The sequence below is a fragment of the Streptomyces sp. M41 genome (assembly GCF_043673425.1).
Classification (GTDB): domain Bacteria; phylum Actinomycetota; class Actinomycetes; order Streptomycetales; family Streptomycetaceae; genus Streptomyces.
The window spans coordinates 1-25,915 of record NZ_JBIMKE010000010.1 but is presented as its reverse complement, the minus strand read 5'-3'; the positions used below and the strand labels follow the sequence as shown (position 1 = coordinate 25,915).

The 25,915-nt window shown below is 71.6% G+C and carries 25 protein-coding genes; 16 read left to right on the top strand and 9 right to left on the bottom strand.

The features are described 5' to 3' along the window. Positions 1-207: 207 nt before the first annotated feature. Entirely contained in the window at positions 208-1,794 is a 1,587-nt protein-coding gene (locus ACHBTE_RS15480; RefSeq protein WP_394724550.1) for an alpha/beta fold hydrolase, read from the bottom strand. Continuing rightward, entirely contained in the window at positions 1,794-4,340 is a 2,547-nt protein-coding gene (locus ACHBTE_RS15475) for an alpha/beta fold hydrolase (RefSeq protein WP_394724392.1), read from the bottom strand. The genes ACHBTE_RS15480 and ACHBTE_RS15475 overlap by 1 nt, the downstream gene beginning before the upstream one ends. 104 nt (positions 4,341-4,444) lie before the next feature. Here ACHBTE_RS15475 and ACHBTE_RS15470 point away from each other — a divergent pair, with 104 nt between their 5' ends. Beyond that, positions 4,445-4,975 carry a hypothetical protein gene (locus ACHBTE_RS15470; RefSeq protein ID WP_394724549.1) on the top strand — a complete coding sequence of 177 codons (531 nt, stop codon included), beginning with the start codon at positions 4,445-4,447 and terminating at the stop codon, positions 4,973-4,975. Between the two features lie 85 nt (positions 4,976-5,060). Here ACHBTE_RS15470 and ACHBTE_RS15465 read toward each other — a convergent pair whose 3' ends face one another. The 6 genes from ACHBTE_RS15465 to ACHBTE_RS15440 form a co-directional block, all read right to left on the bottom strand. Then, on the bottom strand, positions 5,061-6,089 hold the full coding sequence (locus ACHBTE_RS15465; protein ID WP_394724391.1) for a Gfo/Idh/MocA family protein: 1,029 nt from the start codon (positions 6,087-6,089) through the stop codon (positions 5,061-5,063). Further along, the gene (locus ACHBTE_RS15460; protein WP_394724390.1) at positions 6,086-7,102 is read right to left on the bottom strand and encodes a Gfo/Idh/MocA family protein; all 1,017 of its coding nucleotides are present in this window, start codon (positions 7,100-7,102) and stop codon (positions 6,086-6,088) included. Before ACHBTE_RS15460 ends, ACHBTE_RS15465 begins: the two co-directional genes overlap by 4 nt. After that, the gene (locus ACHBTE_RS15455; RefSeq protein WP_394724389.1) at positions 7,099-7,860 is read right to left on the bottom strand and encodes an HAD family hydrolase; all 762 of its coding nucleotides are present in this window, start codon (positions 7,858-7,860) and stop codon (positions 7,099-7,101) included. Before ACHBTE_RS15455 ends, ACHBTE_RS15460 begins: the two co-directional genes overlap by 4 nt. Next, positions 7,860-8,324, bottom strand: coding sequence for a PTS glucose transporter subunit IIA (locus ACHBTE_RS15450; RefSeq protein ID WP_394724388.1), 465 nt, complete (start codon positions 8,322-8,324; stop codon positions 7,860-7,862). The genes ACHBTE_RS15455 and ACHBTE_RS15450 overlap by 1 nt, the downstream gene beginning before the upstream one ends. Next, positions 8,321-8,554 carry a glucose PTS transporter subunit EIIB gene (locus ACHBTE_RS15445; RefSeq protein ID WP_394724387.1) on the bottom strand — a complete coding sequence of 78 codons (234 nt, stop codon included), beginning with the start codon at positions 8,552-8,554 and terminating at the stop codon, positions 8,321-8,323. Before ACHBTE_RS15445 ends, ACHBTE_RS15450 begins: the two co-directional genes overlap by 4 nt. Positions 8,555-9,188: 634 nt before the next feature. Further along, positions 9,189-9,917 carry a GntR family transcriptional regulator gene (locus ACHBTE_RS15440; RefSeq protein ID WP_394724386.1) on the bottom strand — a complete coding sequence of 243 codons (729 nt, stop codon included), beginning with the start codon at positions 9,915-9,917 and terminating at the stop codon, positions 9,189-9,191. Positions 9,918-10,226: 309 nt separating this feature from the next. Between ACHBTE_RS15440 and ACHBTE_RS15435 the strand changes: the two genes are divergently transcribed. The 7 genes from ACHBTE_RS15435 to ACHBTE_RS15405 all read left to right on the top strand — a co-directional run bounded on the left by ACHBTE_RS15435 (position 10,227) and on the right by ACHBTE_RS15405 (position 16,919). Continuing rightward, entirely contained in the window at positions 10,227-11,471 is a 1,245-nt protein-coding gene (locus ACHBTE_RS15435) for a PTS transporter subunit EIIC (protein WP_394724385.1), read from the top strand. Positions 11,472-11,515: 44 nt separating this feature from the next. Then, entirely contained in the window at positions 11,516-11,782 is a 267-nt protein-coding gene (locus ACHBTE_RS15430) for an HPr family phosphocarrier protein (RefSeq protein WP_394724384.1), read from the top strand. Next, a complete protein-coding gene (gene ptsP / locus ACHBTE_RS15425; protein ID WP_394724383.1) occupies positions 11,779-13,467 on the top strand; it encodes a phosphoenolpyruvate--protein phosphotransferase in 1,689 nt (562 codons plus the stop codon). Before ACHBTE_RS15430 ends, ptsP begins: the two co-directional genes overlap by 4 nt. 1 nt (position 13,468) lies before the next feature. Next, positions 13,469-14,248, top strand: a complete 780-nt coding sequence (locus ACHBTE_RS15420) for a glucosamine-6-phosphate deaminase (protein WP_394724382.1) — start codon at positions 13,469-13,471, stop codon at positions 14,246-14,248. Continuing rightward, positions 14,248-15,165, top strand: coding sequence for an ROK family protein (locus ACHBTE_RS15415; protein ID WP_394724381.1), 918 nt, complete (start codon positions 14,248-14,250; stop codon positions 15,163-15,165). The genes ACHBTE_RS15420 and ACHBTE_RS15415 overlap by 1 nt, the downstream gene beginning before the upstream one ends. Positions 15,166-15,355: 190 nt before the next feature. Next, positions 15,356-16,270 carry a hypothetical protein gene (locus tag ACHBTE_RS15410; protein ID WP_394724380.1) on the top strand — a complete coding sequence of 305 codons (915 nt, stop codon included), beginning with the start codon at positions 15,356-15,358 and terminating at the stop codon, positions 16,268-16,270. A gap of 142 nt (positions 16,271-16,412) precedes the next feature. Continuing rightward, the gene (locus ACHBTE_RS15405) at positions 16,413-16,919 is read left to right on the top strand and encodes an ATP-binding protein (RefSeq protein WP_394724379.1); all 507 of its coding nucleotides are present in this window, start codon (positions 16,413-16,415) and stop codon (positions 16,917-16,919) included. A 194-nt stretch (positions 16,920-17,113) separates the two neighbouring features. Here the strand turns inward: ACHBTE_RS15405 and ACHBTE_RS15400 are convergent, their stop codons facing one another. Then, a complete protein-coding gene (locus ACHBTE_RS15400) occupies positions 17,114-17,827 on the bottom strand; it encodes a hypothetical protein (protein WP_394724378.1) in 714 nt (237 codons plus the stop codon). Positions 17,828-18,028: 201 nt separating this feature from the next. Between ACHBTE_RS15400 and ACHBTE_RS15395 the strand changes: the two genes are divergently transcribed. The 8 genes from ACHBTE_RS15395 to ACHBTE_RS15360 form a co-directional block, all read left to right on the top strand. After that, the gene (locus ACHBTE_RS15395; protein ID WP_394724377.1) at positions 18,029-20,089 is read left to right on the top strand and encodes a phage tail sheath family protein; all 2,061 of its coding nucleotides are present in this window, start codon (positions 18,029-18,031) and stop codon (positions 20,087-20,089) included. 14 nt (positions 20,090-20,103) lie between these two features. Further along, on the top strand, positions 20,104-20,625 hold the full coding sequence (locus ACHBTE_RS15390; RefSeq protein ID WP_328884780.1) for a phage tail protein: 522 nt from the start codon (positions 20,104-20,106) through the stop codon (positions 20,623-20,625). Next, entirely contained in the window at positions 20,622-21,392 is a 771-nt protein-coding gene (locus ACHBTE_RS15385; protein WP_394724376.1) for a hypothetical protein, read from the top strand. Before ACHBTE_RS15390 ends, ACHBTE_RS15385 begins: the two co-directional genes overlap by 4 nt. Then, positions 21,389-22,255, top strand: coding sequence for a hypothetical protein (locus ACHBTE_RS15380; protein ID WP_394724375.1), 867 nt, complete (start codon positions 21,389-21,391; stop codon positions 22,253-22,255). The genes ACHBTE_RS15385 and ACHBTE_RS15380 overlap by 4 nt, the downstream gene beginning before the upstream one ends. Then, the gene (locus ACHBTE_RS15375) at positions 22,252-22,986 is read left to right on the top strand and encodes a DUF4255 domain-containing protein (RefSeq protein WP_394724374.1); all 735 of its coding nucleotides are present in this window, start codon (positions 22,252-22,254) and stop codon (positions 22,984-22,986) included. Before ACHBTE_RS15380 ends, ACHBTE_RS15375 begins: the two co-directional genes overlap by 4 nt. Continuing rightward, a complete protein-coding gene (locus tag ACHBTE_RS15370; RefSeq protein ID WP_394724373.1) occupies positions 22,986-24,983 on the top strand; it encodes an ATP-binding protein in 1,998 nt (665 codons plus the stop codon). The genes ACHBTE_RS15375 and ACHBTE_RS15370 overlap by 1 nt, the downstream gene beginning before the upstream one ends. Further along, positions 24,980-25,228 (top strand): hypothetical protein, encoded by a 249-nt coding sequence (locus ACHBTE_RS15365; protein WP_394724372.1) that lies wholly within the window; start codon positions 24,980-24,982, stop codon positions 25,226-25,228. The genes ACHBTE_RS15370 and ACHBTE_RS15365 overlap by 4 nt, the downstream gene beginning before the upstream one ends. 290 nt (positions 25,229-25,518) lie before the next feature. After that, the coding region (locus ACHBTE_RS15360) for a DUF4157 domain-containing protein (protein WP_394724371.1) at positions 25,519-25,915 on the top strand (397 nt) is incomplete at its 3' end.

Here is a 25,915-nt window from a genome sequence, read left to right as displayed (position 1 = left end):
GTCGACTCCTGTTCCTGATGTGCGACGAGCGCCGGGTTGAGCTGATCCGGGGCTCGTCGATGGTTCGGCGCCGGATCTGGGCGGTGATGAGAAATCGCCACCCACCGCACGAGCCGAGGAGCGTGAGGAGCTGCGCGATCAGCTCCCCGCGCATCCCCGCGGCCCAGGGCCTCACACGGGTCCGGGCGCCGACCCGCCCGGGTCGTCCTACGGCGCGATCTCGAACCGAGGCGGCTGGAGCCCCGCCAGGCACGACTTGTTCGGCGCCGTCGGAGAGTTGAAGAAGGAGACGGTGATCGAGCGCGCGCACGGTGATTCGGCGAACGCGACATGGGCGACATAGGGGACCGTGACGACGGTCGACCGGCTCAGTGTGCGGGCGACGTAGGCGCCGTTGCTCGCCCCGGTCTGGGCGTCGAACCCGGCCGACATGACGAGCGTCGGGATGCTGCTGCGCGTCACGTTCCTGATCGAGCGCGGGGCTGGCGGGACGCTCCAGGCACGGCAGTCCGCGTGGAGGAAGGGGAGCTGTGGTGCGTTGGCAAGAACCGAGCGGGGGAACGACGGGAAGGCGCGCCGTCCAGCCCGGATCACGTCGGCCTCGGTCTCGAAGGGGGTCCACTCGGAGCAGAAGACGCCGTAGGCGAGGCCGTGGGCGAGTCTGCCGATGGCCTGGGGGCTGAGTTTTCCTCCGGCCCACTGCTCGGCGATGCGCTGCGGGTTGCCGTGGGCCAGTTCGTCGATGGAGCGGGGTACTCCGGCAGCCAGGTGGGTGGCGGAGGTCAGCCAGTTCACCAGGACTCCGCCGTCCAGTACGACCTTCACCGGCGCCGGACGGTCCGGGACCGTCACGGTCGTGGTGATGGGCCGGGCCTCGAGCTCACGGACGAGGCGCTCGAAGGTGTCCGACAGGTGCGGATAGCGCCGGTTGCAGGAGCGCTGCTGGGCGCAGGCCCTGAACAGGCCGTCGAAGCCCTGCCGTGCCGCACTCCAGGTCAGGCTCGCCCCGGCGAGGGACGGCGGGAGGACGCCGTCGATGCCGACCGACCTGACGCCCTGCGGAAACTTGCGCATGTAGGTGAGGGCCAGGTCGGTGCCGTAGGAGATGCCGAACACGTTCCACTGTCTGATGCCGAGCGCGACGCGCAGGGCGGCGTAGTCGGCGGCGCTCTCACCGGTGTTGTAGGCGCTGAGTGCGGCCCCTTGGCGCTTCGACTGCTCCCGGCAAACCCGCGTCGCCCGGACGTGCAGGCGTCCGGTGGACGGGGCGCCGTAGACCAGGCCCACGGCGTTGGCGTTGAACTCGTCGATGTTCGGGCACAGGAGAGCCGGATCGGCCGAGTACGTGCCGCGCTGCGACATGAAGATGACGTCCCGGTCCCGGTTCAGGCCGCCGTCGATCGCCAACTGGGCCTCGGAGACGGCGTCGTCGCCCGGTCCGCCGGCGAACCACACGATCGGGTCGGCCGCCCGCTTCTTCACCGCCGCCACGATGGCGACACCGAGAGTGATCTTTCGCCCCTTGGGCCGGTCATGCTTCTCGGGCACGGTCAGCGTGCCGCAGCGAGCCCCCTCGAGGGCGGGGATCGGATCCGCGGTCCGCGGGCACCGGCCCGGCACGAAGCGGGCGTCGCCCACCGTGCGGGCAACCGTGCCGAGAGGTGCGCCGGGGCCGTTCTCGGCACGGGCGGGCGCGGCGACGAGACCGGCGAGAAGGAGACCGGCGGTGGCTCCGGCGAGCGTGGCCGGGAGCCGTCGCGCCGTGCGCCGGTGGTGAGGCTGACGGGGGGACATCATGTGGTCTCCGGGGTGGGCGTGATGGTGAACGGCTTAGGCGCGAGCCCCGACAGACAGCGGGTGTCGGGCGCGGTCGGACGGGCGAGGAAGGAGCCCAGGACTTTCTGCGCGCAGGGCGACTGGGGGACCACCCAGTGGCCGATCCCGGGAATCCGCACGACGGTCGACCGGGCCAGCGTGCGGGCCGCGTAAGCACCCCAGCGCGCCCCGGTCTTCGCGTCGAAGGTGCCGGACAGCACGAGCGCCGGCACCGTGCTGACGGTCGTCACGCGCTGGACGGCGGTGCGGTCCGGGACGCTCCAGGCGCGGCAGACGTCGTGCTCGAAGGGAAGCTGCGGCGCCTGCGCCAGGACCGTGTCCGGGAACCCGGGGAAGGCCCGCCGCCCCGCCCGCAGCAGATCGGCCCGTGTGTAACCCGGCACCCACTCGCTGCACGCCACAGACTGTGTGAGGCCGTGCGCGAACTCGCCGAGCACGGGCGTGGCACCGGCTGCGCGGGCCCGCGCGAAGCGGGTCGGGTTTCCGCGGGCGAGCTCGTCGAGAGCCGCGGGGACGTCGACGGCCGGGACGGCGTTGGCGACCAGCAGGTTGACCAGGGCGCCCCCGTCGAGGACGACCTTCACCGGGGTCCCTCCGGCCGGTGGTCGCGCCATCACCGTCAGGGGGCGTGCCTCCAGCCGCCTGACCTGCTGCGTCAGCACACGCGGGAGGTTCGGATAGCGCTGCTTGCATCGTGGCTGAGCCGCGCACGCCGCGAAGATCGCGCGGATCCCCTCACTGGCGCTGTCCCACGTCCACGGCAGGCTGACGATTTGCGGAGGCACGACCGAGTCGATCGCGACCGAGCGGATCCCCTGGGGATGCCGGCGCAGGTAGGTGAGGGCCAGGTCGGTGCCGTACGAGTAGCCGTAGACGTTCCACCGGTCGATGCGCAGCGCCCTGCGCAGGTCGGCGAAGTCCGCCGCGTTCTCGGTGGTGTTGTAGGCGCTCAGCTCCACTCCGCGGGCCGTGACGCGGGTGAGGCGGTGCCGGCACTCCTTCGTCGCGCGGACCAGGAGCCGTCCGGTCGACGGGGCGTCGTAGCGCAGGCCCACGGCATCGGCGTAGAAGCGGTCGATCTCCGGGCAGGCGAGGTTCGGCCGTGCGTGGAGCGTCCCGCGCTGGGCCATGACGATCAGGTCGCGGTTCCGGTTCAGGCCCGAGTCGATCAGGAAGGGGATGTCCCCGATGGCGTCGCCACCGGGACCCCCTGTCATGAACACCACCGGGTCCTTGGCCGGCCTCGCCGACGCGGCCGGGATGATCGCCACGGTCAGCCGGATCGTCCGTCCGCCGTGCCGTGCCCGGTTCTCAGGGACCTCGAGGACCCCGCACCGCCCCGGAATCGGCTCGGGCACGGCCGGGCAGGGACTCGGCACGAACCGTGCGGGAGATACCGGCCGTGGCCCGCCGAGGGGCGCCGCGACGGCACCGCCGGGTGCCGGGGCGAGCACGGCCAGGAAGGCCAGCCCTGCCGCGCCCACTCCCATTACGGTACGCGCCTGCCGTCCGCGCCTTCGCGCGTGCCCGTGCCGTGTCCGCCTTCGTACGGACCCGCCGCTCCCGTGACCGGGCGGCACGCGGTCCGCCCTGCTGCCCCATTCCGCCATGTGATCCCGTTTCTCCGACGTCCCTGACACGTGACACGTCGACGTCGACGACGCCGCGCGGCGCCGCCCGCCGGCACAGAGGCTTCGGCGGGCATGGCGTACATCAGCCTGCGCGGGCGGGTGGACGCCCACCAGTCGTGGGCGCCAGTCGGAGCAGTCCGGAATCACCCGACAGGGATCCGCCCCCTGCTTGGGTCGAGAACCGGGGCAGGGGGCGGTCACTGACGGGCCTTGACCCGGAATCTCGGACACGGGCTGTGCGGCGCTGGGGCCGAGGTAGTCGATGTTGTGTCGAGTGCTGTCTCGTAGGCGATGGGGCTGCGTTGTCCGAGACCGGAGTGGCGGCGACGGGTGTTGCAGCGGTGGAGCCAGCCGGCGGAACAGGTCGAGGCGGACTTCCCGCTCGTCGGCCCAGGCCCTGCGGGCCTGGAGCGTCTCTCGCTTGCGGGTGGAGTTGAGGACTCGGCGAGTGTGTTGTCGGCCGAGCTGCCGACGGCGCTCATGCTCTGGATTACGCCCGCTCGTCGGCAGGCGTCGGGCGAAGGCCCGGCTCGTGTACTGGGCGCCGTGGTCGGTGTGCATCATGGCGCCGACGATGCTGCCGCGGCAGCGCTGGGCGGCGGCCAGGGCGTCGGTGACCAGTTCGGCGCGCATGTGGTCGGCGATCGCCCAGTCGGCCAGGCGCCGGGAGGCGAGGTCGATGAGCGTGGCCGGATACAGGAACTTTCCGCCGGCCAGCGGGAGATAGGTGATGTCGCAGGCGTACTTCGTGTTCACCGCCGCGACAGTGAAGTCGCGGCCGATGAGGTCGGCGGCCTTCGAGGCGGCCGGATCAGCAATAGTGGTGCGGTGCTTCCTGCGCAGCCGCAGTCCGGCCAGGCCGGCCTGGCGCATGATGCATGCAGCCCTCGTAGCGAGCGTTTGATTCTGTTTCATTTGGCTCAGCTGTCGCGCACGGCTGGCCGGACCAGGCCTGGACGCCGGCTCGAGCCAAGACGCTGATCGGACGTCGGTTCAACAAGACCATGACACTGTCGGCCATCGCCCAGACGCTCCACCGGCACGGCTTCAGCCACCAGGTCCCCCCGCCGCTAGATCGAGCGCGACGAGGAAGCCGTCACTGGCTGGGTGAAGGAGACATGGCCCCCAGGTGCAGGCGCCATGGCGGCGCTCGGGGCCTGGCTCTGCTTACGAAGTCGGCTTCTCGATGCTCTCTGGATGGCAACTCGACTCAAGTGGCTGGGCGAACGCATATCCGTTTGGCTCGCCCCGCGTTCCCGTTCTCGGTTTCAGGAGGGAGGTCGTCGCACGGGGTTCCACAAGCAGGCTGGCGCGGGGCCCTGCTGGAGAACCAGGCAAGCATGGCGGGCCGACCGGCCGGCACTCCTTGGCTCGTCCCGTTCGCCGGATTCGGCTCGCGGCGGAAGTCCGCCTTGTGGGCGGGCACCACGCCAGTGATGTTGACGCTGCGGTGCAGTGGGCCGGCCGACCGGGTCGGCCTCGTCTGCTGCGACGACCCAGGTCGATGACAAGTCGCCCCCGGCCCTCACGGGCCGAAGGGCGGGGAAGGTTGATGAAGTGCAGGATTCCGGGGTGGTGGCCGTCGCGGGTCGGTCAGGTGGTGTTGGGGATGGTGGCGGGTTGGCCGGTGGTGAGGGATTCGTAGGCGGCGAGGACGATGCGCAGGGTGCGTAGTCCTGTGTGTCCGTCGGGGTGGGCGCGTTGGCCGGTGCGGGCGGCAGTGAGGAAGCTGTTGAGCATGGCGGCGTCGAGGTCGACGGTGGAGGGTTCCCAGCGGGGTGAGGCCTCGGGGGTGTTGTAGCCGGTGAGGAGGGGTGGGAAGGCGTCGAATTCGGCCTGGGCGCGTTCGGTGACGCAGGTGAGGCTCAGGCCGCCCCAGGTGGGGTGGGTGGCGGGGTGGCTCCAGCTGCAGTCGATGGTGGCGGTCAGGCCCCGCGGATAGGTCAGCGTGATCAGGCCGGCGGTCTCGACGTCTTTCGTTGCCGTGTCGGGTGCGGGGGAGAGGCGGTTGTTGGCGACGGCGTAGACGTGGGTGGGCTGTTCGCCGTCGAGGAGGACGTCGAGGAGGTCGGCGATGTGGACGGTGTGGTCCATGACTGCGCCGCCTCCGGCGAGGGCCAGGTCGGCGAACCAGGAACGCTCCAGGGAGGGCGGGGAGGAGTTGTTGACGCCGTGGACGCTGAGAAGCCGGCCGAGTGAGCCGTCGGTCAGGGCGTGGCGCAGTGAGGCGAAGGCCGGATGGAAGCGTACGGGATAGGCGGTCATGAGACTGACGCCGGCCGTTTCGCATGCTTCGATCATGGCGAGGGCGTCGGTCTCGGTGGTGGCCAGGGGCTTTTCGCACAGGATGTGGGCACCTGCCGCTGCCGCCTGTTCGACGAGGTGCCGGTGCCGGGCGTTCTCACTGGTGACGATCACGGCTCGGGGCTGTTCGGCGAGGGCTGCTTCGTAGCTGGAGCGATAGGGGATGCCCAGCTCGTCGGCGAGTGCCTTGCCGCGCGTGGGGTCTTCTGGTTCGGCGTCGGGGTCGGCGGCGATGAGTTCGATGTCGGGGCGCTCGCGCAGCAGTTGGAGGTATGTCGCTGCGTGGACATGGGCGAAGGACAGGACGGCGACCTTCATGAGTGGGTTTCCTCCACGAGCGGGTGCGGGTAGGTGTGGTCGACCGCGACGGCCAGGCCGGTGGCGGCGGACTGCCGCGCTGCCGCGGCGATACGGACGGCCGCGACGCCGTCGCGGGCGCTGACCCGAGGCAGCGGGCCGCCCTGGAACGCGGTCGCGAACTCGCGTATTTGTGTGGCGAAGGGGTCTTCACCGAAGTCCCCCGTCGGTACGCCGTCGCCCTGTGCGGCCGGGTGGCCGCTCACGCGCAGCGAGGGATGGGCGAGTGAGTCGTGAGTGAGGGTGCCGTCGGAGCCGGCGACGTGGAAGGTGTACCGGAACGGCGTGGCAGGCGGGCCCCAGACGCCCAGGACCTGGGAGATCACGCCGGATCGGTGGGTGAGAGTGGCGCTTCCTGCGGCCACGGGGCCGTCGGGGGCGGTGGGGTTGCCGCGCTGGGTGGCGTGGATGCTGACGACGTCGCCGAAGAGCCATCGGGCGATGTCGATGTCGTGGAGCATCTGGTCGGTGACGATGCCGCCGGACAGGGCGGGGTCGGCGAACCAGTTGCTCCATGTGGGATAGCGGCCGGCGCGGGTGAAGCGGGCCACGGCCACGCGCCCGAGCGCCCCGGACACGACGGCGTCACGCAGGCGGACGTAGGCGGGGAAGAACCGCACGACGTGTCCGGGGAATAGCAGGCGTCCTGCCTTATGGGCGGCATCGGCCATGTGCTGGGCGCTCTGCGGTGTCAGGGCGAGCGGTTTCTCGCACAGAACGTGAGCCCCCGCCTCGAACGCGGCCAGGGCGATGTCGTGGTGGGTGGTGGTGGGGGTGCACAGGTCGGCGACCGCCGCCCCGTCCAGGGCGTCCCCCAGGGAGGCGGCTTCGGTGAGGCCGAACTCCTCGGCGAGCAGGCTTGCTTGGCCGTCGGTGGAGAAGATGCGGATACGTGCCCCGAGGGCGATCCAGGCCGGTACGTGAGTGCGGGCGATGAACCCGGCACCGATCACGGCGACATCGAGACTGCTCATGCTCGGTTCTCCTCATCGTCGTTTCGTCCAGCCGCACCGGGTGCACGTACGGCGCCACCGACGCTGCGCACGCGGGCGGAGGTGAGGTCGGGAACGGTCCAGCACGCTCCGGCGTCGATGAGGTCGGCCGCATCGCTGGTGGTGGTGACGCCGACGATGTCCCGCACACCTGCGGCGACCAGAGCCCGCACACCGGACGGCGAGTCCTCGAACGCCAGGCACCGCTCGGGCCGGGCACGCAGGGCAGCACAGGCCTTCAGATAGCCCTCGGGGGAGGGCTTGCCCGTAGTCGTGTCCTCCGCGGTGACGACCACGTCGACCAGGTGCCGTACACCGAGGACCTTGTCGAGGAGGTGCTGCGCCCAAGGGGCGCCGGCACTGGTGATGACGGCCACGGGGTACTTCACACGCATCTGCTGGATGAGCGCTGCCGCGCCGGGCACGACCTCGACACTGCCGGCGTTTTCCAGGGTGAAGGTGGTCATGGTGGACAGCACGGCTGCGACGTCGGTGCCCGTCCAGGGCCCGGGAACGCCGGTGATGACATCGCTGGGCCGTCGCCCCATGTAGTGCTGTTCGTAGTCGGCGTCGGTCACTGTGACGCCCCATGTGTCGAAGAACGCCTGCCAGGCGAGGCGGTGAACCTCTTCACTGAGCACGAGGGTTCCGTCCAGGTCCAGCAGGACCGCCTCGCACGGGCCCCGGGAGCGTGAACTCTGTGCGCCCTGCTGGTGCGGAGAACCGCGGCCGGCGGACATCACGACGCCGCCCAGCTGAACATCAGGGCCCCGGCCCCCACCGGGCCGGTGACCGACGGCGCCTGCGCGGATCCCGGCGCGCTGTCGAGGACGACGACGGGACAGATCGCGGACAGACCCCGCGCGCGAACGGCGCCCGGGTCGAACGTGATCACATTCTGGCCGACCTCGACCTGCTCCCCTTCGGCGACATGGGTGCAAAATCCCTCCCCGTTCAGTCGGACGGTGTCGATGCCCAGGTGCACCAGTACGGCCGCACCGCAGCCGGTGCGGATGACGAACGCGTGCGGGCGCACCGTGGCGAGCTGACCGGAGACCGGGGCTGCGACACCGATGGGCCCCGCGTCGCCGGTGGGCTCCACGGCCATTCCCGAGCCCACCATCTGAGCGGCGAAGACAGGATCCGGGACCTTGCCGAGCGCTGCGAGGGTCCCGGACAGCGGGGCGTAGACCGCGAGCCTCACAGCAGCTCCTTGATGTCCTCGGCCAGCGAGTCCGCCTCGGGACCCACGACCACCTGTACGACACCGGCCGAGACGAGCACTCCGAGAGCTCCTGCCTTCTTGAGAACGCCGGCGTCGACCGCATCCGTGTCGTTCACCTCGGTGCGAAGCCTGGTGATGCATGCCTCGATGTCGGCGATGTTCCCGGCACCGCCGAGCCCTTCGATGATCAGCTGCGCTTTTGTTGACATGTGTGCTCCTCGATGGACGAGCGTGCCGAACGGCGCTTCGCGGAGCGCCTGAGCTTTCAGTCATTACTGGTCATTACCAGTAATGACCAGAAGATAGCGGCTGGCAGGTCTGGTGGCAAATGAGTCATGGGCTTGCCAGTGATTTGTTCGAGAGGTGCATGGCCCGGACGGGCTGTGGCGATCGGCGAGCGGTGGAGAGCCCGGCCGGGTGGTCACTTGGGATGCGGGCGTCCCCGACCTGCTCTTTTGAGTCCCTCCATGCCGGTGTTCGCAGCGCCGGCTTGGAGGCGAGGGCGATGATCGCGACGCCGGGCACGGTGCCGAGCGGCAGATACCGGGCGGGTCGGGTGCGGCAGAGACGAGCGCCGGCCGTTCTGCTGAGTGCTCGGGCCCCCGTCCCTGTCGTCCGCGGGTGCCGCGCTCGTTCTGGGTGGCTGAGGAGCGGAAGGGGCCGGTGCCCGTGTGAGTGAAAGGCCGCTGAAGCCGATGCGGTCGGCGACGGCCGCGCAGAGTCTGGGCTCGGTGCCGCTCGGTGAGGGGCGAATGCGCGGTGGCCCGGGAGGCGGATGCTGAGGTCGCCTGCGGGCGGAGGGGGTGTTGTCGTCCCTCGGCCTGTATCAGGCGCGCGAGTAGGTCAGCGGTCGGAGAGGGTCATGTGCAGCTGGTAGCGGTCGGCGCGGAACCAGGAGTATGCGTGCTCGACGGGCTGCTCGCCGCTGTAGGCGATGCGGTCGAAGGTCATGACGGCCGTGCCCTTGGGGATGCCCAGCAGCGCCGCTGTCTCAGTGGTGGCCGGGCCGGCTCCGACGGTCTGCTCCGCCCGGTCGACGGGATGCCCGAAGCGGGAGTCGAGGGTGTCGTACACCGACGCCGTGAAGTCGACCGAGTCCATTTCGGGTAGGAGCTCCGCGTCGTACCAGGCGTCCTCGACGGAGATGGGGGTCCCGTCGGCCAGCCGGAGGCGGCGGACGTGCCAGGCCTGCTCTTCCTCGGCCATTCCCAGGGCTGCGGCGGCGGCCGTTGTCGGGGGCTCCTTGTTGATGGAGAGCACCACGGTGCCCGGCTCCAGGCCGAGCCGGCGCATGTCCTCATGGAAGGAGGCCAGGCCCAGTTCTGAGCGGTGGGTCCGTTCGGCGACGAAGGTGCCGCGCCCGTGTACCCGCACGGCCAGGCCCTCCGCCACGAGCTGGCCCAGGGCTTCACGCACCGTCACCCGGCTGACCCCGTGATCGGTGCACAGCTGCCGCTCGCTGGGCAGGGCATCGCCGGGGGAGAGCTGGTTGGTGCACATGTCGACGAGGATCGCGCGCAGCTGCGCGTGTTTGGGCAGCATGCCCTTGCCGGCGATCTGCTTCGCAGTCACTGCGACCCCACTCTCGATTCCGAGGCCTTGGCGCGCCTCCTGGCTGGTTATTACCAGTATGCAGCACGCGGCTGCCTGCTTTCCCTGGCAGGTTCCCGCGACCGGAGGTGGGTCGGGTCTCGGTGTCGGCTGGCACTGCTCTTCCCGAAGGGCATTGACATGCCCCGACTCCGGGGTCATCCTGTGGGGCAACTGGTCATTACCAGACACTACCAGCGTCATCCCGGCCGGGGTTCGACTCGTCCAGCAGTCCGAGCTGCCGCATTCCCCGGCTGTCCGCGCCCCTCCGCTCACCCTTCGAGGTTCGTCATGAGCACCGACACGTCCACATCCGCAGGCCGCCGTCCGGGCCTGGCCGGCCTGCAGAAACTCGGCCGCAGCCTGATGCTGCCGATCGCCACACTGCCCGCCGCGGGGCTGCTGCTCCGGCTGGGGCAGGACGATGTCCTGGGCAGGTTCTCCGCCCTGAAGGACACCGCACACGTGATCTCCGCCGCCGGCGGAGCCCTTTTCACACACCTGCCGCTGATCTTCGCCGTCGGCATCGCGATCGGGTTCGCCAAGAAGGCGGACGGTTCCACAGCACTGGCCGCGGTGGTCGGCTACCTCGTCCTCGACGGCGTCTTCACCGCGATGTCCCCGGTCGTCCTGGAGGGGGAGAAGGACCTCGCGGGCGAGCAGGCCGTCGTCAACTTCGGGGTCCTGGGCGGCATCGTCATCGGCCTGCTCGCCGCAATGCTCTGGCAGCGCTTCTACCGCACCGCGCTGCCGCCCTATCTCGGCTTCTTCAGCGGCCGTCGGCTCGTACCCATCCTGACCGCCGTCACCGCACTGGTGGTCGGGGTCCTGATGAGCCTGGTCTACCCCCTGTTCAACAGCGGCCTCACCGCGGTCGGCGAGGCCGTCGACGAGAACAGCATCATCGGTGGCGGCATCTACGGCACCGCGAACAAACTGCTGATCCCGCTCGGCCTGCACCACATCCTCAACTCCGTCGTGTGGTTCATCATCGGCGACTACCAGGGCGCCCACGGCGACCTCAACCGGTTCTTCGCCGGCGATCCCGAGGCGGGCATCTTCATGACCGGGTTCTTCCCCATCATGATGTTCGCCCTTCCCGCCGCCGCCCTGGCCATCTGGCGCGAGGCCCGCCCCGAACACCGCAAAGCGGTCGGCGGGATCATGCTCTCCGCCGGACTCACCAGCTTCCTCACCGGCATCACCGAGCCCATCGAGTTCGCCTTCCTCTTCGTCGCCTGGCCCCTGTACCTGGCCCACGCCGTGCTGACGGGAACGTCGCTCGCCCTGGTCAACGCCCTCGACATCCACCACGGGTTCACCTTCTCCTCAGGACTCATCGACTACGTACTCAACTGGGGCAAGGCCACCCACCCACTGCTGCTGATCCCGATCGGCCTGGGCTACGCACTCCTCTACTACGTGCTGTTCCGCTTCGTCATCCGCCGCTGGAACCTGCGCACCCCCGGCCGCGAGGACGACAACCAGGACAACCCGGAGACCGATCAGGACCTCCGGCCCCAGCCCGCGGCCTGACCGGCTGCGCTCGTCACCCCCATCCCCTTCGAAAGGAACCGCTCATGGCGCAGCGCGTCGTCTCCATCGGCTCCCGCAGCGGCCTGCACGCACGGCCCGCCGCCACCTTCGTCCAGGCCGCCTCCCGGGCGCCCCTGCCGGTCACGATCGCCGTCGAAGGCAGGCACCCGGTGCCCGCCGACAGCGTGCTGGGCGTCCTGACACTCGCCGCCCGTCACGGCGACCAGGTCACCCTGACCGCAGAGGGCGAACAGGCCGACGCCGTCCTGGACGAACTGGCCGACCTGCTGGGCAAGGAGCTCGACGCGTGAACCCTGCTTCCGTCACCCTGACCGGCTACGGCGTCAGCCCCGGACTGGCATGCGCACCCATGGTCCGCATGACGCCGCCCGCCGTCACCGACCCCGAGGAAGAGCCGGGGGCCGACCCCGCCCACGAAGTACAGCGCGTCCGTGATGCGCTCAGCGAGGTGGCAGCGCAGCTCAGTACCATCGCGACCGGCGGAACCGCAGGCGAGATCCTCGAGGCGGGCGCCACCATGGCCCGCGACCCCGCTCTCGTCCAGGCTGCCGCCGACCACATCGGCGAGGGCATGCCCACCGCCCACAGTCTCTCCCTCGCGATCGACGCCTACTGCACCCTCCTCGAGGAATCCGGCGGCTACATGGCCGAACGCGCGGCCGACCTGCGCGACATCCGCAACCGGGCCGTCGCGCTCCTGCTGGACGTGCCCATGCCTGGCATCCCCACGCCCGGGCATCCGTTCATCCTCGCTGCCGAGGACCTCTCCCCGGCCGACACCGCGCAACTGGCCGGACGCGACGTCATGGGCCTGCTGACCGAGATGGGCGGCCCGACCGGGCATACCGCGATCCTCGCCCGCAGCCTCGGCCTGCCCGCCGTGGTCGGATGCCCCCAGGCCGGGACCCTGCCGAACGGCACACTCGTCCTCCTCGACGGCAGCGCCGGCACCGTCGAGCCGCACCCCTCGGCCCACCGCCGGCAGCAGGCCGTCGAAGCCTCGCTCGTTCGCAGGCAGCCGCAGGCCAGGGGGCCCGGCCGTACGGCCGACCGGCACGCCGTGACGCTCCTTTCCAACATCGGCACCCTCGCGGACGCGGCCCGGGCGGCGCAGGCCGACAACGAAGGCGTAGGACTGTTCCGTACCGAATTTCTTTTCCTTGACCGCCGCGAGCCCCCCACGCTCGAGGAACAGATCCAGGCGTACGCGCAGGTCTTCACCGCCTTCGAAGGGCGCGCGGTGACTGTGCGCACCCTGGACGCGGGATCCGACAAACCGCTGCCGTTCCTGTCGCTGCCGCGGGAGGACAACCCAGCTCTGGGAATCCGGGGACTGCGTACGGCCGCGCATTGCCCCGACATCCTGGTCACTCAACTTCAGGCACTCGTCACGGCCCAGCGCCGCACCGGCGCACGGCTGCGGGTCATGGCGCCGATGGTCTCCACCGCCGAGGAAGCCGCCCAGTTCGCCGACCTCGCCCGCGGCCTCGGCGTGGAGTCCGTAGGGATCATGATCGAAGTGCCGTCCGCCGCCCTCGACGCCGACCGCCTCCTGCAGCACGTCGACTTCGCCAGCATCGGCACCAACGACCTCTCCCAGTACACCCTGGCCGCCGACCGGACCTCCCACACCCTGGGCGGCCTCCTGGACCCGTGGCAGCATGCTCTGCTCACCCTCGTGGCCGGTGTGTGCCGCGCCGGCGCTGCGCTGGAGCGCCCGGTGGGCGTGTGCGGAGAAGCAGCCGCGGACCCGCTGCTCGCCCCCGTGCTGGCCGGCCTCGGAGTCAGCAGCCTGTCGATGACCGCCGCGGCCGTCGCCGCCGTCCGCGACGCACTGGCCCAGCTCACACTCCAGCAGTGCCGCAGCCTCGCCGGTGCCGCACTCGACGCCCCCACGCCCGCCGTCGCACGTGCCACCACCCGAGACATGAGCGAGGCATTCCACAAGGCCGCCCACGACCGGGAGGGACTGTGACATGGAGGTGGTGATCCGCCCCGACGCCTACGCGGCCGGCCGCACGGCCGCCGGCATCGTCCAGCAGTCGCTGGCCGACGGTGTGACCACGCTGGGACTGGCCACCGGCTCCTCGCTCCTTCAGGTCTACCGCGACCTGGCCCGCCGCCACCGCCACGAAGGGCTCGGCTTCAGCGGCGTCGACGCCTTCCTGCTCGACGAGTACGTAGGGCTTGCGGCCTCGGATCCTCGAACCCTTGCCCAGGTGGTACAGCGCGAGCTGGCCGACCATGTCGACCTCGACCCCGCACGGCTCCACCGGCCCTCCGGCACGGCACCCGACCCCGACGCCGAAGCACGCCGCTTCGAGCAGCGCCTGACCGAAGCGGGGCCGGTCGGCCTGCAGTTGCTGGACATCGGCGTCAACGGCCACATCGGCTTCAACGAACCAGGCTCTTCACTCGCCTCCCGTACCCGGCTCAAGACCCTCACCGACGACACCCGCCGCGACAACGCACGCTTCTTCGGCGGTATCGACGGTGTTCCCCGCCACGTCATCACCCAAGGGCTCGGCACGATCGGCCAGGCGGCCCACCTGGTACTGATCGCCACCGGTCCGCACAAGGCCGGCGCGGTGACCGCAGCCGTGGAAGGCCCCGTCACGGCGGCCTGCCCCGCCTCGGTGCTCCAACTGCACCCCCACGTGACCGTCGTGGTCGACGAACTGGCCGCCTCCCGGCTCGAACAGAAGGCCTACTACCGCTGCATCGCACGTCACAAGCCCGTCAGCCAAAGGTACTGATGACACGCCTCGCACATGTGGTCGCCGTCGACCTCGGCGGCACCACGATCAAAGCAGCCCGCTACGACGCCCACGGCATCGCCGCGGAAACCCTGCGCCTGCCCACGCCGTCCTCGAAGGGACAGGACGCCGTCGTCGCCTCGGTCGTACAGGCAGCGACGGCACTCATCCGTCCCGGTGTGCGGGCCGTCGGCCTCTGCGCGCCCGGGCTGGTCGACACGCAGACCGGCGTCATCCGCTACGCCGCCAATCTCGGCCTGCGCGACACGCCCCTCGCCGCGGCTGTAGCCGACGCCGTGCGCCTGCCCGCAACGCTCGAACACGATGTGAGGGCCGCCTGCCTCGCCGAGCGGCGACTCGGGCTCGGCACCGACGTGAGCGACCTGCTCGTCGTCGTGCTCGGGACCGGCCTGGCCGCCGGCATCGTCAGCGACGGCCGACTGATACGAGGCGGAAGCGGCATCGCCGGGGAGTTCGGCCACATCCCTGTCCACGCCGACGGTGAACCGTGCGCCTGCGGCCAGCGCGGATGCGTCGAGGCATACGCCGGGGCCGGCGCCCTTCTCCGCCGCTACCGCCGCACCGGCAACCGTGCGGACACCGCCGCCGACATCAGTGCCCGCCTGGACATCGATCCCGCCGCCGACCGCGTCTGGGCCGAGGCGACCGACGCCCTCGGCCGGGCCCTGGCCACTTCGACCCTCCTGCTCGACCACCAACGCATCGTCCTGGCCGGCGGAATGACAGCAGCCGGAGCACACCTCACGACGCCCGTCCGACAGAGCCTGCAACGAGGACTGGCCTGGCGTACCGCACCAGCCGTGGAGATCTCCCCCCTCGGCGCGGACGCCGGGCTCCTCGGAGCGGCCCTGCACGCAGCCACAGCCATCGGGGCGGCCCCGGCCAGGGGGAACTGAGCCTCGCGGGGACGCCCCCAGGCCCACACACGGCCGGAGCATCGCCGTGCGGCAGGCGGCCATCCGGCCCCGCAGCCGCCCGCACCACACGACCGGACGGAAGGAGCAGGTGACCATGTGGCCCCGAAGGCGCCCACGACCGCCCCGCCGGCTGAGCCCGGCACTGGACGACAGCCAGCTTGCCCGCACCATGACGCACCTTGAGGCCCAGATCGCCGCCCAGGGCGACAACCTGGCCGAAGCCAACGATCGAGGCGCCCTCACCTACCCCATCGAACAGGCACTGCGCGACCCCGGCCACGACTGGGACCGGCGCATGCACCGCCTGGTCGTGCTCAGCGCCATGTCCGAAGCCTCCGTCCTCGCCGAGCAGTGGCGAAACCGGGACCGCACCAACGCCGACGCCCTGCTCCTTCAGGTGTTCGCCGACATCCACCGGGCCCGCTCGACCGGAGCCGCCCTCGACATCGAGGGCACCGTCAGCCTGTGCCGGCACGCGGCGGAGCTCGCACCGGCGGACCCTGCCCCCTGGGTCGCCCTGCTCAGCTGCCAACGGCTGCAGAGAGCGCCGGGGAGGGCTGTGCAGCAGGTGTGGGAAGCGGCCAAGGAACGAGACCGCTGGAACCGGGAAGCTCACTGGCAGATGCTGCGCTACGTCTCTCCGGAGGAATGCGGCTCCAACGCCCTGACCGTGCAATTCCTCGACTCCGTCACCATCGCCGCGCCGTTGGGGAGCCCCGTGACGGCGCTCGCCCTCACCTCCTCCCTCGACCGGTACCGCAGGGTCCTTACGGAGGGCGGGATCCCGGCGTTGACCGCGCGCCGGCACTGGAGCATGCAGCAGGAGCTCGCGCTCGTCGACCAGGCCCTGGAGACCTGGCTGGAACCGGGCTTCCTCGGGCACGCAGCCGCATTCGCCGACCTCAACCTCCTCGCCTACGTGCTGATGCACGCCGCGCGCCCGCGCGAGGCATGGCCCGTCTTCGAGGCGATCTCGGCAGTCGCCACCAGTTGGCCTTGGGAACTCGACGGCGACCCGCTCCAGCAAATCCAGAAGGAGCACCGTCGTTCCTTCCGGGCAAGGAACAGACACACCAACCGATGATCCCCCAGTGCATTCAGCGCAGATCCTGGTCGGACTTCATTGACAAGCCACCGCACACGGCGCGAAACTGGTCATATCTGGTTATTACCAGTAGAGGCGTCGGTGCACCGCCCGGCGCATCCGCGGACAAGGCGAGGTTGCCATGACCACTGAGGCGCTCCCCGAACCCACCGGGCCGGTACAACCGCTCGCGGCGGACCGTAGCGCCGTGGTCATGGATCCCTGTCGGCCTGACCGCAGCCGACCGGGGGCCGGCCCCTGTGACGCGGCAGACGGGCATCTCACCGTCGGGTGCGCGGGTTCCGAAGACGTGAGCCGGATACGCCAGGTGGCGCACGATTTCCTCGCGCGCCACCACGTGCCGCCATCGATGCGCGAGGACGCCCTGCTCGTCGTCTCCGAACTCGTCACCAACGCTGTCACCCATGCCCTCCCACCAGCAGCCCTTCGGATCCGATGCACGCCTCGCCCCGCACTCCGCATCGAAGTCACCGACGGCGGTCCACAGTCCCACCAGCCGCCCCGGACCGATCCGCACGAGGAACACGGCCGCGGAATGTACATCGTCGCCGCCCTCGCAAGCCGGCACGGCACCGTCGCATACGACGGCGGTTCGACTCGCTGGGCTGAACTGATTCCCTGCCAATAGGCAGCGATGATGGTGGATGCGGCTGTTTGTAACGCGCGCCGCGCACGCCGGCTGCGGGCCCCTGGGACCGCCGCGGAACAGATCAGGGGCGACCAGCGACCAGCCCCTACGCAAGCGCCCTGCACCGCGTCTGACGAAAAACCCCCGCCTGCCGACGGCTGACCGAGGCCCAGGCCCGCAACCGATGTACATCCTCAATTCCCGAGCCGGGTGACGCGAGTGCTGATCGTCCGGTCGCTGTCGCGGTTCGCTTCGCCAGTCCCGCGACGGGCGAGCCCGCCGAGCAGGTCGGCGTGGAGCGCAGTCGGGGAGACGGACGCTTCTGTGCCAGTGTTCTCCGGGGCGTTGGCGGCGAGCATGTCCAGCACTTCCTGACTGGCGGCGGGCATGAAGAACCGCTGCGCGGCTTCGCGCCCCACGGCCTGGTGCTCGGTGACGAAGGGTCGCATCGCCTGCTCGTAGGCGATGAACGCCGCGGTGTGGTCGCTGTCGGCCCGCGCCGGCTCACCGGCCGGCACGTACGCGCCGACCAACGCCTGGGACGTGCCACGTCCCGACGTCGGGGCCGCGCAGCAGCCCGCATCGCCGAGCAGGACGACCCTGCCGTTGGCCCAGGTGTCCATCACGACTTGGGCGTCGGTGTCGAACAAGAAGTCCTCGGCTGCCCGCATCTCCGTCAACAGCCATGGGATCTCCCAGCCCTCACCGGCGAACCGTTCGGCGATGATGCGCTGCTGTTCGCCGACGTCGTGGCGGTCGTACTCCAACTGCTCGCCTGCGAGGTGCAGGGCGGCCCGAGCCCGGCCGCCTGCGCCGTCGGCGAACATGTTGGCCGCCTTCCCGGGGGAGCCGTAGAGCTGGCCGGTGCGGTGCAGAGAACCGCACCCTCCGCATCCCGTACGGACCATTCCGCCGCCTGTGGATCAACCATTTGCCACGTCTACCGCGTGTCAGCGGTGACGGACACTCCGTACGACCGGCCCGACGTCGATGATGCTGCACGTACTCGTCCAACCTGGAACCGGCCGGTCCGCTGTCCGCGCCGGCCGCGCGCCTTGTCGCGTCCCCCTGCCACTGCCGGGACACCCCGGGCCCACGGAGGCCATGAGATGCTCAACCTCACCTATCCCGGCGTCTACACGCGCGAATTGGACTCCGGAGTCCGGACCGTCACCGGAGCGCCCACGTCCATCGCCCTGTTCATGGGGCCGACCCTGCGGGGCGTCGACCAGCGGGTGACGACGTGTCTGAGTTTCGCCGACTTCGAACGGAAGTTCGGCGGGCTGTACGGCAAGAGTTCGCTGTCGTACTCCGTCCTGCACTTCTTCGCCAACGGCGGCGGCCGGGCCGAGGTCATGCGGCTCCCCGTGAACAACGCCAGGAAGGCCGAATCGCGGATCAGGCAGAGCGTCACCACGGCCAACCCCTCCCTTGCCGTGACCGCCCTGAGCTCGGGGTCCGCGAGCGGATCGCTCTTCCTGGAGATCGATCCGTTCGGCATCGGAGCGCACCCCTACTCGACCACGCCGCCGCACGACACGAAGCGCTTCAACCTCACGGTCGTCGATCCGGTGACCGGCTCGGTGGAGCGGTTCGCGGACCTCACGACCCAGGCGGGCAACGCCCGGACGGCCGACACCGTGCTCGGCGACCCGGACACCGGTTCCCGGCTGCTTGAGGTGAGGCTGCTGGGCGCGGGGGCCGACGGCCCGCAGACCACCGGGTCCGTCTACCGCATCGAGGAGGATGCCGTGGCCGGTACCTTCGACAAGGACTACGCCGTCAACCTGACGGTGACCAGGAGGGCCGCCGACGGCAAGGAGGACGCCGCGTCCTCGGTCAAGGACGTGGCGGTCACCGTCTTCAACAAGGACACCAGGCGGCCGGCCAGCCGCCTAGAACTGGTGAACCAGCTCGTCGTCGCGCTCAACCGGGCCATCCGCGCCGACCCCGACCGACTGGCCAAGCTCGCCGGTGCCTCCGTGGAGGGAGAGCTCTGCGAGGACGGCGCGTTCCTGCGCCTGACCATCAGCCGCCCCGACCAGGCGCCCGGCGCCGAGCGCGTCCACGACGCGACCGTCACGATCGAGGCCCCGGCCTCGGGCGCCTCGCTCCTGGAGGAGTACAAGCTGACGGTTCTGGCCGCCAACCCCTCGCGCTACCGGCTTGGTCACCCGTACGAGAAGGTGGTGTTCGCTGACAACGACCAGTTCCTCGTCTCGGACACCAGGTCCGGCCTCGACGGGGACGCCGACGGGCAGCCGTCGACGGACACCTTCAAGAGCGCGGTCACCGCGCTCGACGCGCTCGACCCGTTCTTCAATCTCCTGTGCCTGCCCGACCTCGTCCGCCCCTCGCTCTCCGATCCGAAGTCGCCGCACCACGCGGGGGCGTCGACCGTGTACGCCGAGGCGGCCCGGGTGTGCGCGCGCAAGTTCGCGTTCCTGATCGTCGATCCGCCGCCGTCCGCCGTCGACATCGAATCGGCGTCGTCGTGGAAGTCCACCAAGCTGGGGCTCCGGTCGACGCACGCCGGTGCCTGGTTCCCGAACATCAGGGTCGATGATCCGCTGCACCCGGGAACAATCGTGTCGCACCCGCCGTCGGGGGCCGTCGCCGGTGTCATCGCCAGGACCGACAACCAGGTGGGCGTCTGGCAGGCGCCGGCCGGCACCGACGCCTTCCTGGCGGGCGTCTACGGTCCGTCCGTGGAGATGTCCGACGGGGAACAGGGCCTCCTGAACCCCTTGGGGCTGAACGTCATCCGGCGCTTCCCGCTGTACCAGACCGTCGCGTTCGGCTCACGCACCGTGGACGGCGCGGACGCGCTGGCCAGCCAGTGGAAGTACATCCCCGTGCGGCGGACCGCGAACCACATCCTCCGTTCCCTGTCGGACTCCCTGCGCTGGGCGGTCCACCAGCGGAACGGCGAAGAGCTCTGGTCCCAGCTGCGGGTCAACTGCACGGTCTTCCTGCACGGGCTGTTCCGGCAGGGCGCCTTCAAGGGCGTCTCGGCGCGGGACGCCTACTTCGTCGCCTGTGACGCGTCGACCACCACCCCCGAGGACATCGACCAGGGAATCGTCAACATCGTGATCGGGTTCGCGCCCCTCAAACCGGCCGAGTTCGTGGTGATCAGCCTCAAGCAGATCGTGCAGCCGGCCGTCTGAGACAGGAGCACATCGTGGGACAGTTCTCGGTCAACGCCCAGCGGCTCGACCCCTACAAGAATTTCAAGTTCCGGGTGAAGTGGGACGGCCGTTACGTGGCGGGCGTCTCGAAGGTCTCCCTGCTGAAGCGGACGACCGAGGTCGTCAAGCACCGTTCCGGCGGGGACCCCTCCACGTCGTACAAGTCACCCGGCCGCAGCGAGTACGACGCGATCACACTCGAACGCGGAGTCACCCACGACGCCGAGTTCGAGCAGTGGGCGAATAAGACGTGGAACTTCCAGGCTTCCGCGGGCGGTGAGGTGTCGCTCGCCGACTTCCGCAAGGACGTCATCCTCGAACTTCTCAACGAGGCCGGACAGGTCGTGCTCGGCTACGTCGTCCACCGGTGCTGGGTGTCGGAGTACCAGGCGCTCCCCGACCTCGACGCCAACGCCAACGCCGTGGCCATCGCCAAGCTCAAGCTCGAGAACGAGGGCTGGGAACGCGACCTGTCCGTGGCCGAGCCCAAAGAACCGAGCTTCGTCGAGCCGTGATCCGTACCGTGGACTCCCCACCCACCCCCATCCCCGCCCCCATGCCGAGCCCGGAGGACATCGTCCGGCTCTGGCCGCTATCGCGGCGCGGCTCCGCCGGGGACCGTGTCGTCGACCTCCTGCTCGCGGTCGACGGGCCGGACGCCCTGGGCTACCCGCTGGGCACCCGCAACCAGCGCCTGCTCCTGGTGCACCGGAGCCTGGTCGGCCGGCCGGTCGAGGCGCACGTCCGGTGTCCCGCCTGCGGCACGGACAACGAGTTCGTGCTGCCCGTGGAGGACGTGACCGGGCTGCCCCGCGCCGACGCGGATGCGGTGGCGCATCTCGTCGTCGGCGACGCGGAACCGGCGTTCAGGCTGCCGCTGCTGGCGGACCTGACGGCGGTGGCGGGCCGGTCCCCGTCCGACGGGCTGCGCGCGCTCGCCTCGCGCACCTGCCTGGACGAGGCCCCACGGCTGGGCCCGGACGATCTCGACCGGCTCGTCGACGCGTGGGAGGCCCTCGACCCGGCCGGTTCGCTGCGGGTCGGCCTGTCGTGCGCGGAGTGCGGGCACGCCGTCGCCGCGGACGCCGATCCCGCCGACTTCGTGGCCCGGGACCTCGACGTGCTCGTCGACGGGCTGATGCGCGAGGTAGATGTGATCGCGGGCGGCTACGGCTGGTCGGAGGAGGCCATCCTGGCGCTGCCGGCGCCGCGCCGCCGCCGTTACGTGGAACTCATCACCGGGGGACTCGCCCCGGCCCGGCGTGCGGCGGTGGGCCGATGACGGTGCGACGGTCGGCGTACGCGGAAGCGATCCGGCGCGCGGGCGGGATGACGGGCGGCCCGGCCGGGGACGAGGACGCGTCCGCCGTGGCCGCCGAGCCGAGACCGCGCTCCCTGTTCGAGGAGACAGAGGACGAGGCGCTCCCCGGTCCGCTCCCACGCCCGGTGGACGACGCTCCGGTCCCGCCGCCCGTGGCTCCCGCGGTCCTCCGGCCGTGGATGCATGAGACGTCCGTCGACGATCCGTCACCGGTCCGCGCGGCTCCCGGCAGGCCGCCCCGGCCGGGGCAGGACCTGCCCGGGGGCATGGAGGAGCGCCGGCGGCGCCCGGACGCGCCCGCCGGCGACGGCGGGCGGCCGCGGGACGAGAGGGAGGGGCCCCTTCCCGCTGCCCGTACGGAACTTGCCCCGTCGGCCTCCCTGCAGGGTGCGGAAGGGCCGTCCCGGGCCGACGCCGCCCCGCCGCCGGCCGCTCCGGTCACGTGCCCGGCGCCCGCGCCCGAGGCGCCGCCCGCCGGCCCCGCCCCGGGACCCGTTGTGGCCGGTAGTGACGCCGTGCCGTCGCATGCGGCGGCGGCCCCCGCGCACCCGGTGCCCGCGGCCGAACCGGTGGCGGTATCCGAGGTGGTGCGCGCCGAACCCCTGCCGGTGGAGCCGGACTCCGGGGCGCCTCCGGCCGTCGAGGCGGAGGCGGAACCGGCCCCGGTCGTCGTCGAGATCGGACGGGTCGAGGTGCGGATCGTCGCCGACAGGGCACCGGCTCCGCCGAGGGAGCGCCGGCCGCGGCCGGGGACCGGCCCGTCCCTGGGGCAGTACCTGCTGGAGTCCGGCCCGACCGGCGCGGCGCACCAGGGGGCGTCATGACGGCGCAGTTCGCCGTCCCCGCGACGACCTACGTGCTGCAGCAGGTCCTCCAGCGGCGCGTCAACATCGCGTACGACCCCCTCACTCCGCCGACCGTCTCCGTGGAGCCCCCGCCGCGTCCTCCGTCGACGCCCTCCACGCCGGCGGCCCCGCGGCAGCCGGAACCGGCAGGCCTGTACCTGTTCCTCCACCACGTGGGCCCCAACCCGGCCTGGCGCAGCATGCACGAGCCGCACGTGGATGCGAGCGGCCGGCGGGTCGCCCCGTCACCGCTGGCCGTCGATCTGCACTACCTGCTCGCGGCCACGGGCGCCGACCTCGAACGCGAGGTGCTGCTCGGCCTCGGCGTCGCGGCGCTCAACCGGCACGGAATCGTCCCGCGCAAGCTCATCAAGGCGATCCTCGACGAGATCAACGAGCCGGACACGCCCACCCATATGCTCGACCGGCTCACCACCGAGCCGCTCCACGACCCGGCCCACCAGCCGGAGCAGATCACCGTGTCGCAGGCACCGGTCGACGTCGACCTGTCGACGAAGATCTGGTCCGCCCTGCAGTCCCCGCTTCGCCCCTGCGCGCACTTCCTGGTGACGACCGTGTTCCTCGACGTCGGCGACACCTACCCGCCCGCCAGGAAAGTGGAGAAGGCACGGGTCGGTGTGCGGCCGGATCCCTCGCCGGCCGTCACGCTGCCGGCGGACGACACCGTGACAGTCGGGGGTGGTGCCTGATGTCGGCACCGCCGTCCGACGCCACGGCCACGGCCGGCCCGGAGCCGCAGGGAGACCACGCCCGCGCGCACCTCGCCGTGCTCGCCGAGTCGATGGCCCTGCCGGTCCTGACCGGAATCGCCCAGGGCGAGGTGCCGGCCGACGGGTTCGCCCCGCTAAGGCAGTGGCTGGAGGGGGCGGGTCCAGCGTCCCCGCTGCGGCGCATGGCCGAGGGCTTCAACCTGTCCCGCGCCGAACTGGAGGTGGTCGTCCTGCTGTTGGCGACGGACACGTCGGAGCGGGTCGCGCGGGCGGCGGCAGAGGCGACGAGCGCGCACGGCGGTGTGGTGGGCGGCGGGCTACCGGTGTGGCTGGCGTGCCGGGCGGTTGCCGGGCTGTGTCCTTCGCTGCTGGCGGCGGCCCTGCCGCTGGTGCGGTTCGGGATCGTCGAGCCGGAACCGGCGTCGCCGCGGATCGAGGCCCGCCTGACGCTGGCCGCGCCGGTGCTGGACCGCCTGCTCGGCCGGCCGGTGCGCGACCCGCTGGTGTCCGCCCGAATGGCTCCGCTGCCCGTACCAGCCGCCGGTCCCAGTGAGGAGGGGGACTTGCCGGCCGCGCTGGGCCGTTCCCTGGCCTCCCGGGGGCCGCTCGGTCTGCCGCCGCTGGTGCTCGTGCCCGGCGTTCCGCCGGAAGAGATCGCGACGGCCCTGGCGGCGCTGGGGCTCACTCCGTGGCGCATGTCGGGAAACGACGTTCCCGAGGACGCCGGGGCACGTGACCTTCTGGCCGCGCGGTGGAGCCGCGACGCCATGCTGGAGAGCGCCGCCCTGGTGATCGACGCCGTCGACGGCCCGTCGGAAGGGCCGGTCGCGGCCTTCGCCGACCGCGTGCTGGGGCACGTCCTGCTGACAGGACAGCAGGTCCCCGACGGCATCGCGCGCGGCGTCCACGTCGTCCCGGCCCCGGGGGACGGCCCCGCCGCCGCGGCCCGTCGGTGGGCCGCAGCGCTGGGCCCGAACCGCGCCGCCCGGCTGGGGCGCGAAGTGGACCGGGTGGCCGCGCAGTTCCGGCTCGACGCCAAGGGGATCGCCACCGCGGCGGCCGAGGCCGCGGAGGCCGTCGACGCCGCCCCGGACGCCGCGGGCGCGGCGGCCGCGCTCTGGCATGTGGCCGCCCGGTCCTTCACTCCGTCCCCGCTGCCCGGCGTCCATCTGGTGGAACCCGCCTACGGCTGGGAGGACATCGTGCTCCCGCCGGCCACGGAGGCCGCGCTGCGGCGGGTGGAGTCGCACGTGCGCCACGCGGCCCGGGTCTTCGACGACTGGGGTTTCGCGGCCCGGGTGGGCGGGCGGGGCAGCTGGCGCGGGCGGGGGGTGGCGGCGCTGTTCTGCGGGCCGTCCGGGACGGGCAAGACGATGGCGGCCGAGGTGCTGGCGTCGGCGCTCGACGTGCGGGTCATGGTGATCGACCTGAGCCGGATCATCTCCAAGTGGGTGGGCGAGACGTCCAAGAACGTCGCGGCGGTTTTCGACGCGGCCGAGCGCTCCGGGTCGATGATGGTCTGGAACGAGGGGGACGCGGTCTGGGGGACCCGCGGCGGTGTGGCCAACGCGACGGACCGGCACGTCAACGCCGAAGTGGGCGATCTCCTCCAGCGCATCGAGACCTTCTCGGGGTTCACCGTCATCACCACGAACCTACGGCAGGCCATCGACCCCGCGTTCATGCGCCGCTTCCGGTTCGTGGTGGACTTCCCCCTGCCGTCGGTGGACGAGCGGCGCCGTCTGTGGTGCTCGGCGTTCCCGCCGCAGGCCCCGGTCGAAGCGGTGCGCTGGGACGCCCTCGCCGCCCTTCCGCTCACCGGCGGCTCGATCCGCAACGTCGCGCTGGGGGCCGCGTTCCTCGCCGCGGAGGTGGGGCGTCCGGTGGACCGGACGATGATCGAGGCCGAACTCGCCGAGGAGCTGCGCAAGCACAACCTTCCAGTTCCCCATGTGGCCTGGGAGGCTACCGCGTGAGCGCGCTCCCGCCGTCGGTCCGGCTCCGGGTCGGCGCCCTCCGAGTGACCGCCGGCTCGGCGATCGAGGCGCGGCGGCTCGCCGACGCGCTCCCGGCGGCGCTGGAACGCGCGTGGCGGTCGTGGCCGGCCGCCCCGGCAGTTCCGGGCCCGCGGTCCGACGCCGCTTACCGCCGGGCGGACGAGGTAGCCGCGGCCGTCATCGCGACGGTGCGGGACCGGCTCAACGGCGGTGGGGCGCGATGAGGGCGCTGACGCGGGCCGTGCGGCCAGAGGGGCACGGGCCCGCGGCGCGTGCCCGGCGCGACTCCGGGCCGCGTGCGGACAACTGGCGGGCGCCGTCGCCTGCCTTCACCACGCCGCACTCCGCGGAGTCGGCACCGGCTCCGCGGATCGGCCCGGCGGCACCGCCGGCACCCGCCTTTGTTCCGTCGGCAGAGACCCGGGCCCACCCCGCGGCCACCGCGCCCCCGCACCACGGCCCGCGGTACGTACGTGCCGCGGTCGCCCAGCCCGGGTGTCCTCTTCCCCCGTCCGTGCGCGGGCAGATGGAGGCCGGTTTCGGCCGCGACCTGGGCCACGTCCGCATCCACGACGGGCCGTCGGCCGCCCTCGCGGCGGCCGCGCTCGACGCCCGCGCCTTCTCCCTGGGACAGCACCTGGTCTTCGGCACCGGGGAGTACCGCCCCGACACTCCCGCCGGGCGCGGCCTCATCGCGCACGAGCTGGCCCACGTGGTGCAGGCGTGCACGGGAGCCGATCCGCGCGCCACGGTGGTGGACGACCCGCGGCTGGAGGCGGAGGCCGATCGCGCGGTGGAGACGCTGGCGGCCGGCGGCCGGCCGACGATCGCACCGCGGCCCGGCGCGCCGGTCGTCCGCCGTGCCGGCCGGGGCGCCCCCCCCTGGGCCGCGCCCACCGACATCCCGTCTG

Bases quoted from the DNA above. Each gene is read 5' to 3' on its own strand.
- ACHBTE_RS15480 (WP_394724550.1), bottom strand. From the start codon at position 1,794: ATGTCCCCCCGTCAGCCTCACCACCGGCGCACGGCGCGACGGCTCCCG.
- ACHBTE_RS15475 (WP_394724392.1), bottom strand. From the start codon at position 4,340: ATGCGCCAGGCCGGCCTGGCCGGACTGCGGCTGCGCAGGAAGCACCGC.
- ACHBTE_RS15465 (WP_394724391.1), bottom strand. From the start codon at position 6,089: ATGAAGGTCGCCGTCCTGTCCTTCGCCCATGTCCACGCAGCGACATAC.
- ACHBTE_RS15460 (WP_394724390.1), bottom strand. From the start codon at position 7,102: ATGAGCAGTCTCGATGTCGCCGTGATCGGTGCCGGGTTCATCGCCCGC.
- ACHBTE_RS15455 (WP_394724389.1), bottom strand. From the start codon at position 7,860: ATGTCCGCCGGCCGCGGTTCTCCGCACCAGCAGGGCGCACAGAGTTCA.
- ACHBTE_RS15445 (WP_394724387.1), bottom strand. From the start codon at position 8,554: ATGTCAACAAAAGCGCAGCTGATCATCGAAGGGCTCGGCGGTGCCGGG.
- ACHBTE_RS15435 (WP_394724385.1), top strand. From the start codon at position 10,227: ATGAGCACCGACACGTCCACATCCGCAGGCCGCCGTCCGGGCCTGGCC.
- ACHBTE_RS15430 (WP_394724384.1), top strand. From the start codon at position 11,516: ATGGCGCAGCGCGTCGTCTCCATCGGCTCCCGCAGCGGCCTGCACGCA.
- ACHBTE_RS15420 (WP_394724382.1), top strand. From the start codon at position 13,469: ATGGAGGTGGTGATCCGCCCCGACGCCTACGCGGCCGGCCGCACGGCC.
- ACHBTE_RS15415 (WP_394724381.1), top strand. From the start codon at position 14,248: ATGACACGCCTCGCACATGTGGTCGCCGTCGACCTCGGCGGCACCACG.
- ACHBTE_RS15410 (WP_394724380.1), top strand. From the start codon at position 15,356: ATGACGCACCTTGAGGCCCAGATCGCCGCCCAGGGCGACAACCTGGCC.
- ACHBTE_RS15405 (WP_394724379.1), top strand. From the start codon at position 16,413: ATGACCACTGAGGCGCTCCCCGAACCCACCGGGCCGGTACAACCGCTC.
- ACHBTE_RS15400 (WP_394724378.1), bottom strand. From the start codon at position 17,827: ATGGTCCGTACGGGATGCGGAGGGTGCGGTTCTCTGCACCGCACCGGC.
- ACHBTE_RS15395 (WP_394724377.1), top strand. From the start codon at position 18,029: ATGCTCAACCTCACCTATCCCGGCGTCTACACGCGCGAATTGGACTCC.
- ACHBTE_RS15380 (WP_394724375.1), top strand. From the start codon at position 21,389: ATGACGGTGCGACGGTCGGCGTACGCGGAAGCGATCCGGCGCGCGGGC.
- ACHBTE_RS15375 (WP_394724374.1), top strand. From the start codon at position 22,252: ATGACGGCGCAGTTCGCCGTCCCCGCGACGACCTACGTGCTGCAGCAG.
- ACHBTE_RS15370 (WP_394724373.1), top strand. From the start codon at position 22,986: ATGTCGGCACCGCCGTCCGACGCCACGGCCACGGCCGGCCCGGAGCCG.